This is a genomic window from Chryseobacterium antibioticum, assembly GCF_012927325.1.
In the GTDB taxonomy this organism is placed as follows: domain Bacteria; phylum Bacteroidota; class Bacteroidia; order Flavobacteriales; family Weeksellaceae; genus Chryseobacterium; species Chryseobacterium antibioticum.
Genome location: NZ_JABBGI010000002.1, coordinates 217912 through 235403, shown reverse-complemented (window position 1 = coordinate 235403; position 17492 = coordinate 217912). Strand labels below are relative to the sequence as shown.

Here is a 17492-nt window from a genome sequence, read left to right as displayed (position 1 = left end):
ATAAAATGTTATTCGGTTAAACGTCTACAATTAATCCCATATGATCACTTGTACTTCTGACCCTTCGGTAATTGTTCCAGCCAACAAAAGTGGTCATAGCACCTATATTGCCTCTAACATAACCGCCATGCCCCGCAGGACCTGCCGGTGGAAGTGCTAAAGCGGAAGGTAGGCCTGCCGCAGGCATTCCTGCATTCAAAGCCATCGCAGAGTTGTATACCAGGCTTCCGGGTGGTGCGCCAACTATTGGCGGTGCATCCCGGTTGTACGTCGTACCGGTTACCCTGTTCACAATGGTGATATTCGTAGCGGGGCCAACGGCTGTTCCTCCGCCATACCGGGTCAGTACATTATCCACACTCGAAAAAGTATCCTGGATCACATACTCGTAACCGGGATATCCATTGGTCTGCCATGGCCTTGCACTATTGTGCGATCTCATCATGGTACATACATAGCCTTTGTCAGGCCATACATTAGGAGTGGGGTTAATTTGACGTGTATAGCCGACACCTCCGGGAAAATTACCCAGTAACCGATCATAAGCAATAGGTTGGAAATGGGTGTTAAAAATATCAACGTTAAAGTCTCCGACTATTACTCCCACTTCATTGACGGCAAGGTTTGTCGTCATTTCCTGGATATAGGAAAGCTGGTTGGTACCGTCTGCCGACTGTTGTTTTTTGGGAGAAGCATGGAAGGATAGTAATTTGATGGTCCTTCCTCCGTTTGCCGGTTCCCAGAATGTCGTTAAAAAAGGGGTTCTGTTAAAAGCATTGGGGAAATCCAGTACCGGTGCTACACCGCCTGACACAGGTCCGCGGAACTGCCATTGGCCCGCCAGATGGCAATAGGGTATTCCAGGATTGATCAGGTTTCCTCCGCCGGGTGCATTACCCAAAGGAAGAGCACCTGCCCAATTAATTCCGTAATTAACAAGATTTCCGGGCCCAATATTAGCCACTGAATCAGAAGGATTAGCTCCACCCTGCCAGCCCCATGGACCTGTGAACTGTACATTGGCATGGTTATAAAATACGGAAATACCTTCCTGCACATTGCCTTGTCCTAACCTGAGTGGAGGAACAAGCCGCCAGTCATTCGGTGCGGGAAACCAGATCCTTAACTGTTGCAGCAAAAACAGGCTGCCTGTTTCTCCGCCTGCTGTGATCAGTGTGCCGGGAGTTCCTGTGCCCGTAGATGTTTCTACCACCACAAAAATATCAGGGGTATTCTGGATAAGTGTTGTGCGGATAACTTCTCTTCTGTAACCGGCTTGCGGTGGAGGGATCGTAAGAGTTCCATCCCGTTTCCGCTTGGCTCTGGGTTCATTTATTTTGTTGATTCCGAACTTTTCAATGTTCCAATATAAGATACGGGCCATAAGACATCGATTTTTAGGTTTATAGCAACAGGTTTATACATTTTTGTTATAAGCGGCATACCAGCCCAGACTTTTGGCTGTAGCTCCGGGATTAGGATTACCGAACAACAGAAAGTCGGTATTTCCGCCCGGTGGCAGTTTCAGGATACCCAGCAATTTCAAAGCAATATTGGACAGGGTTAGAAGATAGGATTGCTGATTCACTACATATTGAAGGCTCAGCTTATCAATAGCGAGTTTCAATACACCCTGTATGCTCAGCAGCTTGGCGTTGCTGGCAGTACCAGGCAGCTTGATCCCCACAAAGGCGTTATAGCCTGGAGAAGCACTTTTGGAGCCTGGACTCCATGCTATGAGCAGACTAGCATTAAAACCGGCACTGCTGGCTAACTCGCCGGGCGAACCCATATTAAGGGTCATCTGCAAGCCATACCAATCACCTGTAATTCCAGTGGCATTGATGCCAGGTAAGGAGAGCTTTAAATAGCCCTGACCCGACGGCGCCGATTCGTCATTACCACTTAACAGCTTATTGATCTGTAAAGCAAAATTGGGATAAAGACTGTTGGCCCTGGCGTTGCTTTGTGATGAGTTGAACGCGATCTGCGAGGCATCAAAAGCATAGGTGGTCACTGTTGGCGTATTGAGATTAAAAGCCATGTTCACATACAGATTACTGTAATTGAGCCCGTGTTGCAGGGTACCATCATTCAATGCAATACCAAAGGAAAAGGCATCCAACGGATAGGCTGGATCACCTTCATTAACCGGTGGAGCTGTCATTGTATCGAAATTGAGATAACCCCACATGGTAAACCTCGATTGTATGTCGAGTGCTGCAGGATCTGTTGTGAGTGTATTGAACTGTATTTTGGTGATCTCTACATTGGTCAGCAAGTTACTGTCAAAGTAGAACAGATTATCGTCTTTGTTATCGAAAACATATACCGGTGTACCATTATGGTCCTGATAAGTACCGTTCAATACTACTGTATTCAAACTATTCGAACCGTATGGGTTGTTGGTGCCGGCCACTTTATCGGAGAACAAGTTGTTCATGGTCAGCTGTAGCTTACTGGCAAAGTCCTTGATGGCGGTATTTTCAAACAATACCTGCAAGAACAGTACTTTAAAATCGTAAGTGGCTCCCGCTGCAGGCTGCACCGGTTTATTGGGATTCAGTCCCTGTGATATTTGCTGGGCATAAGCGGGGTCAACATAATTAATCAGTCCAAACAGCGAACTGACGGGATCCATGGTGATCACGCCACTGGCATCCACTCTGTTCACCTCGATGCCGAAGTGATGCGCGTAGAAATTCTTGAGGATGATACCACTGATTAATCCTTTTAATTGCTGCGGGAATTCCTGTAAATCGATCGTAGCTTTTAAAGCCAGAATACCATTCCAATTGGGATCATTGATAATGGCGTGGAATTTCTGATAATATTCCAGCTGGCCGGAAGCAGGATCGGCTAGTGCTGAGTTGTAGGCATCTTCAGCTGCCTCCAAATAGGTCTGAAGCCAAGATGACACCGCGACCAACTGATTATAAGCAGCTGCCGAATCGGTGTTGTTTTTATCAATATTAAATGCATTGGCCTGTGTCCATTCTTTGGGATTTTTTACCCGGTCGACGATGGAGCCTTTGCAGAATTTAAAGATCAATACATTATTGTAATCGGCGTAGGTGTTACTAACACCTACGTTCAGATCAAACGGCCAGTCTTCAATGGACATTTTATTGTTGAACACAGGCTGACTGCTTGAGCCCCCGCCGGGTGTATTCATTGTTGAAAACAAATCGCCCAGATACTGATTATTGGTTACCACCAGAAATTGTTGGTTGGTAAGGAAGGCGCTTTGCATTTGAGGCATCAGGTTAATAAAGCTGAGCTGGTATTGCGGTGGTGTTGCCGACGTTTGTTCCTCCGGGTTGAGGTACTCAGGTGGACCATTGTTGACGGTATTCTGTGCAAGGTTCAGTAAACTCCAGTTACCGTTGTTGTTCACATTGGCGACCAGGCCCTGAGGAGTGGTCGAGGCTGTATAGCCTGTAGCTGCAGTTTTGGCCATGGTTCTTTTGGCCTTGCTTTTACTGCTGTGTGGTGTAGTGAAAGCAGCAGATATCAATGTTTTTCTTTCGGCGCTGAGTACTTTGGATTCAAATGTGCCGATACCATCAGCACTGGGTGGAGGTACAGGGTTTACACCAAGATAAGGTGCCATGGGTACAGCAAAACCAGTGGTTTGAGGCATATCTACTGAAGGTTCGTAAAAGCCGAGGAACCCTGTGATATTATTGCCGGGCGATGCCACACCATGATCTTTAGCGTATAATGAAGCACCCTGAGGCTGTGAGGCATATTGTACATTGCCGGGTGTGGCAGCAACGATATTGGCCCATGCTGTCAGGTAAGTGCTGTCGAGTACGGGTTTATCAGTGCCGGGGTTGGCCAGGGATACTTCCTGACCAGGAAAATTGGCAGCAAAGGCTGCCTGCTTTGAGGTAAAACGTATTGTGTCACCGATAATAGTACCATCGTTGTTTTTATAGGGAGTAAATGAAACTACTTCTGTGCCGGAAAGACCGGGAAGTAAGCTGTATTGTCCGTTTTCATCGGCAAAGGCAGCTTGCGATGCGCCGGGATCGAGGTAAAAATCACCCTCCGGCGACAGGTAATATGATTTGATCCCTGCAGCATCCTGCGGGGATATGACAAAGCGTGCGCTATTGTCTGTCGGAAAGAGATTATTGACCGGAGCTCCTGAATCCACCATGTCCACTGCGGGCCATAAAGTAAGAGGGTAGCCGGTATTGATGGCATAATAACTGGGCAGGCTGGCTGCTCTTGTTTTACCAGTATTCGCATTGTAGATTTGGCCTGTAATGGCGAAATAGGTATTCAGTCCTCCATTATTGGCTACGTCAAGGAGATCGATTTCAGTCTGGGTAAGGAGATAATCATTGGTACTGCCTGTCTGCAGTATGGGATAGGCAAAGTAAGAAGGTGCTGTGCTGTCACCATAGTAATAGTTGTTTTGCAGACCGTATCCCTTAAAGTCCAGGTTCATATTCAGACCAAGCAAAAAACGGAAGGAGCCCGTACCCGGGCCGCTGAAAGGAATCGTAATGTCGCTTCTAAACATAGAGCTGGTACCTAATACCTTATTGGCAAAGGTCATATTGGGGTTGCCGGGTGTCCATGTGAGGCGTAAGGCATTAGAATTTTCATCGGGTTGCAGCTGCATCACGGTATTGTTCTGGATGGAGAGCGTACCGAAGCCACTGCCGATAGTTACGTTAAATGGTTGTCCCACGACAAAAGGCGCGCTGGTGCCAAATTGTGCGAAGTTGAGGACGGTTGTATTCTTAGTGGAAGGTTTTTGTTCCGGGCTGCTTAACCATGCTGTCGTGAGGTTGGCCATCACATTCTGTCGGAACGTCAACAGGTAAGGACGATAGCTGTCGATAAAGTTTTTTACATCGGCAGGAGAAGTTTTGGCAAACAGGAAGTAGACCTGTTGCTGTGTTGCCACCTGAAGGCTGATGGTAGGGTCTGCATAAGAAGATCCTTCCGGAAGCAATAAAGCGGTCCAATGTTGTCCTACCTGATTAAAAATATAGAGCGCAGGATTTCCTGAATTTTCATTGCTGAATATGATCTCTGTTTCGGATGGTGCCATAAGAATAATTATAGGTTGTGAATACTTTAACCAGGGCAGAAGAGCATAACAAGAATCACAACATCCATCAGTGACAGATTTAATACCGTGATTTGCTTGCCTGCAAAGTTGCCTACAGCAATTACTTGTTGGCCGGGCTTTAAAGAATGCGTACCATTGAAGATTGCCGTGCTGTCCAGCTGGATAGCATCAGGGGCACCGGTCAAAACGGTCATAGCTATATTAGCCTGACTGGTATTGGTGATCGAACAGATACAATCGCTTCCGTTATTGGTCATTTTTTGTGCAAATTCAAAACGGGAAAGCGACACGGTATCAGCTTTAGACCTGATCACACCCTGACCCATTGCCAGGGTATGACCAAGAATAAATAATAAAAGGATCTGAAAGTGAAGTTTATAGCTGCACTTAGCTGGTTTGGCACTGAATAGTTGCCTCAGCATCATTTTGAGCATTAGTGATGTTGGTGATAGTGACTGTTGAGCCTCCAAAATCACCAAAAGCAGTAACTACAACGTTAGGAGAATTAGGTTTTAAAGAGTAAACTCCATCGAAAACTGATCTTGGCTGGCTGGGGTCGTCTACAATAATACCGCTTGCGGGTGCTCCTGAAATAGCGAATTTCAGTACGTTGCTTCTGCTGGAGTTAGCAATAGTAATAGTCGCGTTTGTGCCGTTTGCTGTGTTCCAGGTACAAAATTGACCTGATTTAATGCTGGCTGTTCCGTTTTGGTTGATTACCGGGTTTTGTGATGCCATAATTATTAGTTTTAAGGTTATAAAAATATTTTTGAAAAAATGTAATGTTACTACAGGATAAAGGACTTCATTTTTAAATTATAGTCATGATAGCTTTCCTTCATTTTTAACCTCAATTCTATCTTATCTGAAACCTATCTGGTCTTCTCTCTTTTCTATTCCGTTTTATAATCAGGCTTTTCAAATTCGCCTTTTATAGTGTGAGAAGCTTCATTAAAGAACAATTCAAAGTAAAGAAAATAAAATAATCCCCTGTTAAGTGAAAATACCTGAATTATGAATTACGTATTTATACGTAGGTGATTATCTGTTTAGAATCAAGACATTCTTTTTAGATAGGGTTTAGCAGGTATGGTTGTATGATCTCAAATTATTCAAAGTTCTCCTTATAAAAATTTGTAGATTGTAATGATGCAAGGTCTTCATTGGTGTAAACCTCACAGAATATTTTTGATAAAAATCGACAAACTCTCCTTCGCTGCTTATAAAATATCTGAGGATAAATATCAGAACTACTTGTTTTCAGGGTGTTTTTATATAGTTTAAAATATCAAAATAATGAATTAAATTATAATGTAAAATAACCCATTATGCTTACTGAATAAGCATTATATTAGCGTTTAAAATTACGCTGACCATTCAGCGTAATTGGTGAGCTAACTATAGGCAGAAGGAACCGGATTGCTCAACCGAAATAAACTAAAATTAACCCATGAAAATATTGTTGAATTTCATCATTCTATTTCTGGCATTTTTCTATTGTCCAGCCCAGCAAACAAAAAAAGCAAAAGCGGAAGATCTAAAAAGTATTTACAATATTCAGGATAGTGTTTCTGTAAAAACCAGAGATGGGGCCACTTTATCTTTAATCGTGGTCCGTAAAAAAGGAGATGAAAAACCTGCACCAGTCATACTTCAATCAACAATTTATGTTAGAGATAAAGGCCGCGATATGGTATCATTAAAACGATCTGTAGATAATGGTTATATAGGAGTTATTGCCTATGCAAGAGGAAAAAGATTCAGTCAGAACGAAATACTTCCCTATGAGAATGATGCAAATGATACGTATGATGTCATTGATTGGATCAGTAAACAGAAATGGTCTAATGGAAGTGTTGGGATGTATGGAGGAAGTTATAATGGATTTACACAGTGGGCAGCCTGCAAAACCCTGCATCCGGCTCTTAAAACAATTGTACCTTATGTAGCGGCCAGACCAGGACAGGGCTTACCTGTAGAAAATAATATTTTTGTTAACCCCAATTATGAATGGGCATTTTACGTTGGAAATAATAAATCTCTGGATACCATAGCCGGAAATGACAGACAGCGTTTTAGAAAAATGCAGAATACATGGTGGGAAACAGGAGTTGCGTATAAGAAATTAGATAGTATAGACGGTGTCCCAAACAAATGGTTTCAACGATGGATCAGCCATCCTTCTTTTGATCATTATTGGCAAAAAATGACACCCTATAAAAAAGATTTCGCCCAAATAAAAATACCCGTTTTGGCGTTTGATGGTTACTACAATGACGGGCAGAGTTCAGGTTTATATTATTTGAGAGAACTTCAAAAGTATAGCCCTGAAACACCTGCTTATTTAATTATAGGACCTTATGGGCATTTTGGAACCCAAAGTGGGGGAGAAGCCACTCTGTACGAGTATAAAGTAGATCCTGTTGCGTTGTTTGATATCAATAAAATTACGTATCAGTGGTTTGATTATATTTTAAAGAACGGAACTAAGCCAGACATTTTAAAAGATAAAATTAACTATCAGGTAATGGGTACCAATGAATGGCGAAGTGCTCCATCTCTTGATAAAATGAGTAATGGTTTTTTAACCCTGTACCTGACAGATAACCAATCAGGTAAATTCTATTCTCTAAATTCACAAAAGCCCATTAAAAGAAGCTATTTAACACAAGAGGTAGATTTTGCAAACAGAGAAATAACAAATAACGATTATTATCCGGAACCTATTATTCGCAAGGAAATTGATACATCTAACGGTTTTAATTTCATTAGTGAACCTTTAAAAGAACCCATGGTAATCAATGGATCTTTTTTAGGGGAAATCAAAGCCAGCATTAATAAAAAGGATATGGATATCGGCGTGACATTATATGAGTTAATGCCAAATGGAGAATATTTTCATCTGTCTTATTTTATTGGGCGCGCAAGTTACTCAACAGATATTACCAAAAGGAAATTGCTGAAACCTAATGAAATTGAAACGATTCCATTCTCCAATACCCATTTGGTAAGCAAACAATTAAGTAAAGGCAGCCGACTGGTGATTTACCTGAATGTCAATAAAAATCCGTTTTCTGAACTCAACTATGGAACAGGAAAAACAGTAAGCGAAGAAACCATCAAAGATGCCAAAGAACCATTAAAAGTGAAATGGTACAACGATAGCTTTGTTAAGATTCCCATCGTTAGAAACTGATTGATCTGGAAATATGAATAGGTTGATACGCGGATAATTTTCTTGCTTGTACTGACAATAATAATCAGGTAAATTGAATATAAAATGTTTTATTAGTAAAAAATTCACATTATGTGGGAAAATAGTTAAATTTGAATACTTTAAATCACGTATTGTAGATTTATTAAACTAATAACATTTAATTTTTATTTATGAATGCTTTAATTATCATCGATGTACAGTATGATTTTTTACCGGGAGGCGCTTTAGCCGTTAACCAGGGTAATGAAATTGTTCAAATTATTAACGAATTACAGTCAGAATATGATCTGGTAGTAGCCACACAAGATTGGCACCCTGCAGGCCATAAAAGTTTCTTTACTTCCCATCCGGGTAAAAAACCGTTTGAAGAAATATCATTAAATGGATTAGATCAGGTGCTATGGCCGGAGCATTGCTTACAAGGAACACAGGGAGCTGAATTGGTTCCGGAACTTTTAACGAACCATATTGAGGCTATTTTCAGAAAAGGAATGGATAAAGAAATTGATAGCTACAGTGGTTTCTTTGATAATGGCAGAAAAAAATCTACAGGCATGGCCGATTATCTTAAGGGAAGAGGGGTTACAGAAGTAGCCGTTTGCGGAGTGGCCGCTGATTATTGTGTCTATTATACAGCTAACGATGCATTAGACCTAGGTTTTAAATCAAGTATCATAGAGCGCGCTTCTAAACCCATAGATGCAGAAAGATATGAGCGTGTGACGGCAGACTTTAAGCTAAAAGGAGGGACTGTTATTTAGTATCTCTTCATAATAATCCATTCTGTATGAAAAAAGGACTGAATAATTTCAGTCCTTTTTTACTGATTTATTTTTTATCCATTTGAGAAGGATCTAGAGGAGCCGTTATTTTGGTGTACGCGCCTGCTATGCTTGCTCCATCTGAGCAGTAGAAATGGAGAGCATCCTTATCCTGAGGATTTTCAATATTGATTGCGATTGATGTTTCATTAAAAGTAAAGACCACATTTTTTCCTTCAAGCATAGCGTGATATACGCCATCTTTTACTTTGGTAACCTGCGCATCCAGAACATAACTGCCTGTCTGTAAGCAATAATTTTTCTTTAGCCAATACTTTAACGTAAGTTTAACTCTAATTACAATTTCTACTTTCACCGATATCATTAGTAATAGCGTATTTTTGCGGTCAATAAAATAATGGAATATGGGATTGTTCGATATGTTTACACAGGAAATAGCTATTGATTTAGGAACGGCCAATACCCTTATCATACATAATAATAAGATTGTCATCGATCAGCCCTCTATAGTGGCTATTGACCGAACTACGGGAAAACCTATTGCTGTAGGACTACAGGCAAAGCTTATGCAGGGAAAAACCCATGAAAATATTAGGACAATACGCCCTTTGAAAGATGGGGTCATCGCAGATTTTCATGCGTCCGAGCATATGATTAAGGAATTTATCAAACTGATTCCGGAGATCGGAGGGAAATTTATGCAACCTGCCCTTAGAATAGTAATATGCATTCCATCAGGAATTACTGAAGTTGAAAAAAGAGCTGTAAAAGATTCAGCACTGAAAGTAAATGCTAAGGAAGTGAAACTGATTTACGAGCCAATGGCAGCAGCTATTGGTGCCGGAATTGATGTTGAAAGTCCTGAAGGAAATATGATTGTTGATATAGGTGGTGGTACTACTGAAATAGCCGTAATTGCGCTGGGCGGTATTGTCTGCGACAAATCTCTTAAGATTGCAGGAGATGTCTTTACCAATGATATTGCCTATTTCATCAGATCTCAGTATAATTTAGATATTGGGGAGAGAACTGCTGAAAGAGTCAAAATTGAGATAGGCTCTGCACTGGAGGAGCTGGACTTTGTTCTGGAAGATATTCCGGTACAGGGGCGAGATTTGATTACAGGTAAGCCAAAAGAAATTATGGTGAGCTATAAAGAAGTTTTCAAAGCTCTTGATAAATCGATTATGAGAATTGAGGATGCTATTATGGAAACGCTTTCTATTACCCCGCCGGAACTGGCATCGGATATTTACAAAACAGGTATTTTTCTTGCCGGAGGAGGAGCGTTGCTGAACGGTTTGGCAGATAGAATCCATCTAAAAACAGGATTGCCGGTGTGTGTGGCAGAAGACCCTTTAAGAGCTGTTGTTCGTGGAACGGGCATTGCTCTTAAAAATATAAATAAGTTTAGATTTCTTATAAAATAGAATAGCCTGCATTTTATTGTAAGTTATAGCATCAGTAAGTAAATTTTACTAATACAATTCTGCGTATATAAAGGTTATCTGAATTAAAAAGATAGATATGCAAAGGATTTATAAAAATAATAAAGCCTGCAATGATGAAAATTGCGGGCTTTACTTATTGTATTTAAGATGTATTGATTCCAATTACCTAATTTTACTATTATGCTAAAAATGATCAGGTTGTTGATTTAATATTTTCTTGGTTAGTGATCAAAAAAACAGTGTACAAGCATAGATTTGCTGAGTGTAGGACTCATAGTAGGACCGTAATTTTTGTATCTGAGCGATGATAAATTGAGAAAAAAATAAATAAATTTGTAAAATAGTTTGTTTTTTAATAAATTATACATATATTTGTAAAATAATCGGGCTCCTGCCAACGCTTTTTCTGAAGCTTTTGAGTTTACTCTTTTCTATCAGTTTTCGCTTTTTCAGCCGCTAAGTTTTGTTATCAATATACGGGTGAAGTACCTTTTTTCCAACTTGAATATTTTCAGGTCTTTAAAAAATACCAACATCAATTTTTGCTCACAAACCGATTTATTATTGCTTTGATGGTTTCATCATTTCAGTAATGGCAATAGCCAAAAACAGTTTATCAATGAATACAATAATTTTATAATACAATACAATGCAACAAGGAACAGTAAAATTCTTTAATGATGCCAAAGGTTTTGGTTTTATTACACCATCAAACGGCGGTCAGGATATTTTCGTACACTCATCAGGTTTAAAGGATAATATCCGTGAAAACGACGCTGTAACATTCGATTTAGAAAACGGTAAAAAGGGCGTTAACGCAGTTAACGTGCGCGTAGCATAAATTAAGAGGAAAGGTTAAATCTTTCTCTGTACTAAAAGAATCCGGCTCAATATAAAATTGAGCCGGATTTTTAATTTTATAAAGATGTATTTCTAGTTACTTTTTGAGCGGGATATTGATAAAAGATACACAAGGTGTGCAAACATACTTCTTTTCACAGATTCTACTTTGATATCACCGGTCGCCTGGTTAATGGTGGTCACAATATCTGCGTTGCACTGTCCCGAAAAACTACCGGTTCCTAAATAGTTGGCTGAATTAGCAGTAGGATAGGAGATTCTGGGATAATCCGGAGCCACCTGTTCCGCAGCTGTTGCACCCCCTACATACCCTTTGTTATCGATAAATCGGGAAGCCCAGGTTCCTAAAAATTGTCCGTTACCTGTATTAATTGTTTGTCCAACTACAACCTGAGTGTCTACAGCACGGGTGAAACCTGCACAAGAACTGTAATGGTTGACCTTAACCGTACAGGAAGAAGCGTTATCTGTAGGTTGGAAACATTGTCCTTCATAAATAGTCAGCCTTTGTTCTGCTGCTGACGTAGAAGTATTCAATAATGCCTTGGGAGAGAAGATTTCTTCAGGGGAGATCAGGGTTAAAACTCCCTGTTGGTCTGCTGATACAATTTTTCTCTCAGCATTGGCTAAAGCTCTTACTCTAACCAATCCGTTAACATCTAAAGTATGGGATGGAGTATCGGTGTTAATCCCTACCTGGGATTTCAAGCTACTGAAAAAAGCGAAGGCAACAAAAAATATTATTCTTGTTTTCATGATATTAATTAGGGTTTTAGTGATTTTTATATTTTTCACTAAATTAAGAAATATTTATAACCTTGAAAATAAATTTCAATTAAATTATAAATTATAGAATGAAAATAATTTATATTGAAAAAATTCAATATAATAAACGTAATATTTTAACATAACCCCAATGTTGTTATTTGTGGAATTTTTTGATAAGTTACCATCTTATCGGTTGTTTCCATTTGGGAAATAATTGTATTTTAGCCAAAATACGCAACTAATTCATAAAAATATAAACAGCTGATTAAAATTCAGATAATCTGAATGAAAAAATTAGTAGATTTGCACGGAACAAGCCGTAAAAACAATAAACATTAATTCAGATTTCTATTTCCAGAGTAGAAAATGAATACATAACAATAAAATTTGATTAGGTTATAAAACTATTAGAAACTATGAAGAAACTTTTTTTACTTCTTTTAACAGCTTTTTTATTTATCGGATGTAGCTCTGATGATGACACTATTTATGATTATATAGGAACATGGTCAGGAAAGTATACAGGAAGCGATGACGGAACCTGGAACCTTGTGGTAGCCAGCGACGGAAAAGTAACCGGTACGATGCATTCTACAGTCAATGACGAAAATTATAACATTTCCGGAAACTTAACGGATACTGGTGATCTTACTGCTGTAATCGGGCTTCCTGACGACGGAGAATTCAAAGGAACCCTTTCAAGAGAGAAAAAAGGAAACGGAAACTGGTCAAACGCTGTTCCCACACCCGCAAGATACGGGACCTGGACAGGAGACAAAAAATAAACAGAAAGCCTGCAGATCAATCTGCAGGCTTTTTTTATCTAAATAAATCCCATATGGGTAATTTCTTCCTTACGCTTCAGTACTAAAAAGTAGAGTAGGAACATGTCCTCTGAAAAATGCTTTTTAAAATGGATGTTCGTTTTCTGCTCCACAGAAATTCTTTCTTCAAAATATTCCGCGGAGTATACTTCAAGATCAGGTTGTATTGTGATGATTACTATGTCATCCCCGGATAATAGCCCCCCTAAGTTGAGCGTCTTGTTATCATTTTCTTCCAGAACAGAAACTTCCGGATAGATATTTCCTTTTTTTCCAAACCTGAATTCTTTAAGTAACTTTAATCCTTCTAGGGTTATGAGACCATTTTGGACTGTTCTTTTTCCTCTTTCCGAAACAATATCAAGATCCTTTATAGCAGTCATCAGCTTTGCAAATTTCTGATAGAGCAAAGGATCGCCAGCTTCCTTAATATAGCCTTCAATACAGCTCCGTATTGTTTTTCCGGCTTTGGAACAGTGCCCGAATTCCGAACTGTTCTGCCTTACTTTCTCATAAGAAGGGCTTTTTTTGAACGCTGTTTTATTAAATCCGCTTTTTTTTCGCACCACATTTTTCCCGTTCAGGCTGTAAAAAACCAGATCGCCTACGCTTCCATTGATTTTTATTAAACTTTCATAGGTTGCCATATCGTAAAATTGAATTCAAATATACTAATAAATATAGGAAATCAATATTTTAACATATATTTATCATATAGTTGTAGTATACTTATAACATAATTTAAATATAAAATGTATATTTGTAAATAATTAGTTACTTCATTTAAAATCAGATGACTATGAGACCGGGATTATTTGAAAAAAACTTAAGAATAAAACAGTTTTCCATTCTGCTGATTGCTTCAGCTCTGGCAGTTTCCTGCGGATCATCTAAAAATGCATCCTCTAAAAAGAATACGGGAACGAAAACTGTCGTAAAAGCTGAAAACCTCAGAAAACTGGATTCTAAATTTGACGGGAAGATTTCCAGATCCGTCAGCGATATCCTGAAAGATGCTGAAAAATATATCGGAACACCATATAAATTCGGTGGAAATACCTCTTCAGGTTTTGACTGTTCCGGATTCACTGTAAAAGTTTTTGAAGAAAATGATTTTTCATTGCCCCGCAGATCTACAGATCAGGCTGATGCCGGTCAAAAGATTGATATCAAAGAAGTAAAGCCAGGTGATCTGCTGTTTTTTGCAACAGCTGGAGGAAGCAGAGTTTCTCATGTAGGGATCGTTCATGATATCGGAGCGGACGGCGAAGTGAAATTTATCCATGCATCTACTTCAAAAGGAGTAATGATCTCTTCATTAAACGAAAAATACTGGAATAAAGCTTATCTGCACGCTCAGAGAGTTTTATAAGGGCTTATTTAAACTGATCATTGAATGGAGAACCGAACCTTTGCTTTTATTAAAACAGATAAAAAACTGGTAAAATTGTTCTTTAAAGATATTACCATCATCAAAGCTTTGGGCAATTATGTGGAAATCCATACCACCTCCAATAAAAAATATATCTACTACAAAACCCTTAAAGACCTCATAGAAAGTCTTCCTGACGAATTCATGAGAGTTCATAATTCTTATATTGTCAATTTAACGAATATTGAATATTTCGAGGATAACCAGCTTGTGTGTCAGGACCATAAAATTGCCGTAGCCAAAAGCTATAAAGAATGCCTTATCACAGCACTCAATAAAATGATGCTCTGAAAAAATACGCCTCGGAAACTACTCTTAATAACCCTGTCAAGGTTTTAAACCTTGACAGGGTTCTGCATGCTCGAATAAATGATACCCTAACAAACATCAGAAAATCAACAATCTAAATAATATTTTCTTCAGGCTGAATAATAAATTAGCTAAATTGTTCTTTTCATTTTAGATTCGTAAAAAATTAACAATGAATAAAGACTTAGCATTAGATTACATCAACAGCCACAATATTATTGAAATAAAGGCAGGACAACAGAGAACCACCTTCCTGGAAATCTGGATGGTTACCGTTAATGACCGAATTTTTGCCAGATCATGGGGACTTGCAGAGCGAAGCTGGTACCATACTTTTTTAGACGAGTCTCAAGGGCAGATCAAATGTGGAGAGGAGATATTCAATATAAAAGCTCTCGTTCCTGATGATCTCAAAGAACTTACACCCGATATTAATACTGCTTATTTAACAAAATATAATACAGGTTCCAATCTTCATTATTCAAAAGGAATTATTCAGCAAAAACACGTTGAAAAAACAATGGAATTCATTATTTGTGAATAATATGTAAAAAGCGAACAGGGAATAATTCCCATTGAGAGCTCTCAAGAGAACTTGTATACTAAAACAATCTTTTGTACTTTTGACCTTCAAAACTGCGGGAAGCTGCAGGGATAATGTATACTAAAATCAAACAAGAAACATGTCGTTACAACAAACTATCGAAAACATTTGGGATAATAGAGATTTATTACAGAACGAAGACAGCAAGAAGACCATAAGAGAAGTTATTTCTTTATTGGATTCAGGAGAACTTCGTGTAGCTGAGCCTACAGAAAACGGATGGCAGGTGAATGAATGGGTGAAGAAAGCTGTAGTAATGTATTTCCCGATCCAGAAGATGGAAACTATTGAAGTAGGTCCGTTTGAATTTCATGACAAAATTCCTTTGAAGAAAAACTATGCTGAAAAAGGAGTAAGAGTTGTACCGCATGCCATTGCAAGAGAAGGATCTTTCGTAGCTTCAGGGGTTATCTTGATGCCTTCTTACGTCAATATCGGAGCTTATGTAGATTCCGGAACGATGGTGGATACTTGGGCTACCGTAGGAAGCTGTGCACAGATCGGTAAAAACGTTCACTTGAGTGGTGGTGTTGGTATCGGTGGGGTATTAGAGCCATTACAGGCAGCTCCGGTGATCATTGAGGACGATTGTTTCATCGGATCAAGATGTATCGTAGTAGAAGGTGTTCATGTAGAAAGAGAAGCTGTATTGGGTGCGAATGTAGTATTAACTGCTTCCACAAAAATTATTGATGTTACAGGTGACCAGCCTATTGAAATCAAAGGTAGAGTGCCTGCCCGTTCAGTAGTAATCCCGGGAAGCTATACCAAACAGTATCCGGCTGGAGAATATCAGGTTCCATGTGCATTAATTATCGGTCAGAGAAAAGAATCAACAGATAAAAAAACATCTCTTAATGATGCTTTAAGAGAGAATAATGTAGCTGTATAAGCTGTATATTCCTAAATTTTAAAGATTGATTTTTAAAATTTATACAATAAACCCTGAATAGTCATTTAGGGTTTATTTTATTTATACCTTTAAATCGTTAACAAAGCTTATTAAAAACATTCATATGAAGATTGCCTTCGACGCAAAACGTTTTTTTCATAATACGTCCGGATTGGGCAATTATTCAAGAGACCTGGTCAGGATCCTGTCTCAGTATTATCCTGAAAATGAATACCTGCTGCTGAACAAAAACAGTTCAGAAAGAGGGAAAGAAATTCTTGAAAGACCGGATGTCCGCTTTGTAGAAACCTCGAAAGGAAACCTTTCCCGACAGCTTAAAATGGGTAAAGACGCCCAAAAAGAAGACGCCGACATATTCCATGGACTCTCCGGCGAATTGCCCTTGAAATGGGACAAAGAACCCATCAAAAAAATAGTGACGATCCATGATCTGATCTTTATGAGATACCCGCAATACTATTCTTTTTTTGACCGGAAAATACACCTGTGGAAATTTAAAAAAGCCGCCGCTTCCGCAGATAAAATTATCGCTATTTCGGAACAAACCAAAAGAGATATTATCACCTATCTAAAAGTTCCTGAAACCAAAATTGAAGTCATTTATCAGGGCTGTCACAAAGCATTTAAAGAACAGCAATCTGAGGAGTTTATTCAGCTCACCAAAGATAAATTCAACCTTCCGGAACGATTTATTTTAAACGTAGGAACTATTGAAGACCGTAAAAATCTTTTAAGCATTGTCAAAGGAATCAGCGGAACCGAAATCCCGTTGGTTGTCGTTGGAAGAAAAACGAATTACTATAAAAAAATAGAAGCTTTCATCAGGAAAAACAAAATGGAAAAGCAGGTGATCTTCCTGGAAGGAGTTTCCATGGATGAGCTGGCAGTGATCTATAAACTGGCCGATATTTTTGTCTATCCCAGCTTTTTTGAAGGCTTTGGAATCCCTGTTATAGAAGCGCTTTTCTCAAAAACGGCAACCATTACCAGCAATACAAGCTGCCTGCCGGAAGCAGGAGGAGAAGACTCTGTTTACGTCGATCCCGGAAATGATCAGGACATCGGAGCCAAGATAAAATTTCTCTGGGAAAATGAATCCGAGAGAAAACGCCGTGCAGAAAAGAGTTTCAGGTTTGTTCAGAGATTTAATGATGAGCCTATAGCAGCTCAGTTGATGGATCTCTACAAAAAAAATCTGTAAAAAAACTTTGCAGTTTAAAAATAAATCCTACATTTGTA

General features: G+C 39.1%; 17 protein-coding genes. 10 read left to right on the top strand and 7 right to left on the bottom strand.

From position 1 onward, the window contains the following. Positions 1-16 precede the first annotated feature (16 nt). The 4 genes from HHL23_RS02660 to HHL23_RS02645 are packed head-to-tail and all read right to left on the bottom strand — an operon-like array spanning position 17 to position 5830. Positions 17-1384 carry a hypothetical protein gene (locus HHL23_RS02660; RefSeq protein ID WP_169233268.1) on the bottom strand — a complete coding sequence of 456 codons (1368 nt, stop codon included), beginning with the start codon at positions 1382-1384 and terminating at the stop codon, positions 17-19. A 33-nt stretch (positions 1385-1417) separates the two neighbouring features. Continuing rightward, positions 1418-5071, bottom strand: coding sequence for a hypothetical protein (locus HHL23_RS02655; RefSeq protein WP_169233267.1), 3654 nt, complete (start codon positions 5069-5071; stop codon positions 1418-1420). A 26-nt stretch (positions 5072-5097) separates the two neighbouring features. After that, the gene (locus tag HHL23_RS02650; RefSeq protein WP_169233266.1) at positions 5098-5514 is read right to left on the bottom strand and encodes a hypothetical protein; all 417 of its coding nucleotides are present in this window, start codon (positions 5512-5514) and stop codon (positions 5098-5100) included. After that, positions 5480-5830, bottom strand: a complete 351-nt coding sequence (locus HHL23_RS02645; protein WP_169233265.1) for a hypothetical protein — start codon at positions 5828-5830, stop codon at positions 5480-5482. The genes HHL23_RS02650 and HHL23_RS02645 overlap by 35 nt, the downstream gene beginning before the upstream one ends. Positions 5831-6542: 712 nt before the next feature. On the opposite strand from HHL23_RS02645, the gene HHL23_RS02640 reads away from it, so the two are divergent. Both HHL23_RS02640 and pncA read left to right on the top strand, forming a co-directional pair. Further along, positions 6543-8288, top strand: coding sequence for a CocE/NonD family hydrolase (locus tag HHL23_RS02640; RefSeq protein ID WP_169233264.1), 1746 nt, complete (start codon positions 6543-6545; stop codon positions 8286-8288). A 191-nt stretch (positions 8289-8479) separates the two neighbouring features. Beyond that, positions 8480-9070, top strand: a complete 591-nt coding sequence (gene pncA / locus HHL23_RS02635) for a bifunctional nicotinamidase/pyrazinamidase (protein ID WP_169233263.1) — start codon at positions 8480-8482, stop codon at positions 9068-9070. A gap of 67 nt (positions 9071-9137) precedes the next feature. Here the strand turns inward: pncA and HHL23_RS02630 are convergent, their stop codons facing one another. Next, positions 9138-9455 (bottom strand): hypothetical protein, encoded by a 318-nt coding sequence (locus HHL23_RS02630; protein WP_169233262.1) that lies wholly within the window; start codon positions 9453-9455, stop codon positions 9138-9140. A 40-nt stretch (positions 9456-9495) separates the two neighbouring features. On the opposite strand from HHL23_RS02630, the gene HHL23_RS02625 reads away from it, so the two are divergent. Next, positions 9496-10521, top strand: a complete 1026-nt coding sequence (locus tag HHL23_RS02625) for a rod shape-determining protein (RefSeq protein ID WP_169233261.1) — start codon at positions 9496-9498, stop codon at positions 10519-10521. A 670-nt stretch (positions 10522-11191) separates the two neighbouring features. Then, entirely contained in the window at positions 11192-11383 is a 192-nt protein-coding gene (locus HHL23_RS02620) for a cold-shock protein (RefSeq protein ID WP_169233260.1), read from the top strand. A gap of 92 nt (positions 11384-11475) precedes the next feature. Here HHL23_RS02620 and HHL23_RS02615 read toward each other — a convergent pair whose 3' ends face one another. After that, the gene (locus HHL23_RS02615) at positions 11476-12159 is read right to left on the bottom strand and encodes a hypothetical protein (protein ID WP_169233259.1); all 684 of its coding nucleotides are present in this window, start codon (positions 12157-12159) and stop codon (positions 11476-11478) included. Between the two features lie 428 nt (positions 12160-12587). Between HHL23_RS02615 and HHL23_RS02610 the strand changes: the two genes are divergently transcribed. Continuing rightward, positions 12588-12956: a hypothetical protein gene (locus tag HHL23_RS02610; protein ID WP_169233258.1), complete on the top strand. Its 369-nt coding sequence runs from the start codon at positions 12588-12590 to the stop codon at positions 12954-12956. A 38-nt stretch (positions 12957-12994) separates the two neighbouring features. Here the strand turns inward: HHL23_RS02610 and HHL23_RS02605 are convergent, their stop codons facing one another. Beyond that, a complete protein-coding gene (locus HHL23_RS02605) occupies positions 12995-13642 on the bottom strand; it encodes a hypothetical protein (RefSeq protein WP_169233257.1) in 648 nt (215 codons plus the stop codon). Between the two features lie 152 nt (positions 13643-13794). Here HHL23_RS02605 and HHL23_RS02600 point away from each other — a divergent pair, with 152 nt between their 5' ends. The 5 genes from HHL23_RS02600 (at position 13795) to HHL23_RS02580 (ending at position 17454) form a co-directional block, all read left to right on the top strand. Then, positions 13795-14367 carry a C40 family peptidase gene (locus HHL23_RS02600; RefSeq protein ID WP_185194849.1) on the top strand — a complete coding sequence of 191 codons (573 nt, stop codon included), beginning with the start codon at positions 13795-13797 and terminating at the stop codon, positions 14365-14367. A 24-nt stretch (positions 14368-14391) separates the two neighbouring features. After that, entirely contained in the window at positions 14392-14718 is a 327-nt protein-coding gene (locus HHL23_RS02595) for a LytR/AlgR family response regulator transcription factor (protein ID WP_169233256.1), read from the top strand. A gap of 190 nt (positions 14719-14908) precedes the next feature. Then, entirely contained in the window at positions 14909-15280 is a 372-nt protein-coding gene (locus HHL23_RS02590; RefSeq protein ID WP_169233255.1) for a DUF2255 family protein, read from the top strand. Between the two features lie 139 nt (positions 15281-15419). Continuing rightward, the gene (locus HHL23_RS02585; RefSeq protein WP_169233254.1) at positions 15420-16232 is read left to right on the top strand and encodes a 2,3,4,5-tetrahydropyridine-2,6-dicarboxylate N-succinyltransferase; all 813 of its coding nucleotides are present in this window, start codon (positions 15420-15422) and stop codon (positions 16230-16232) included. Between the two features lie 124 nt (positions 16233-16356). Further along, complete coding sequence (locus HHL23_RS02580) at positions 16357-17454, top strand: glycosyltransferase family 4 protein (RefSeq protein ID WP_169233253.1); 1098 nt, start codon at positions 16357-16359, stop codon at positions 17452-17454. Positions 17455-17492: the final 38 nt, after the last annotated feature.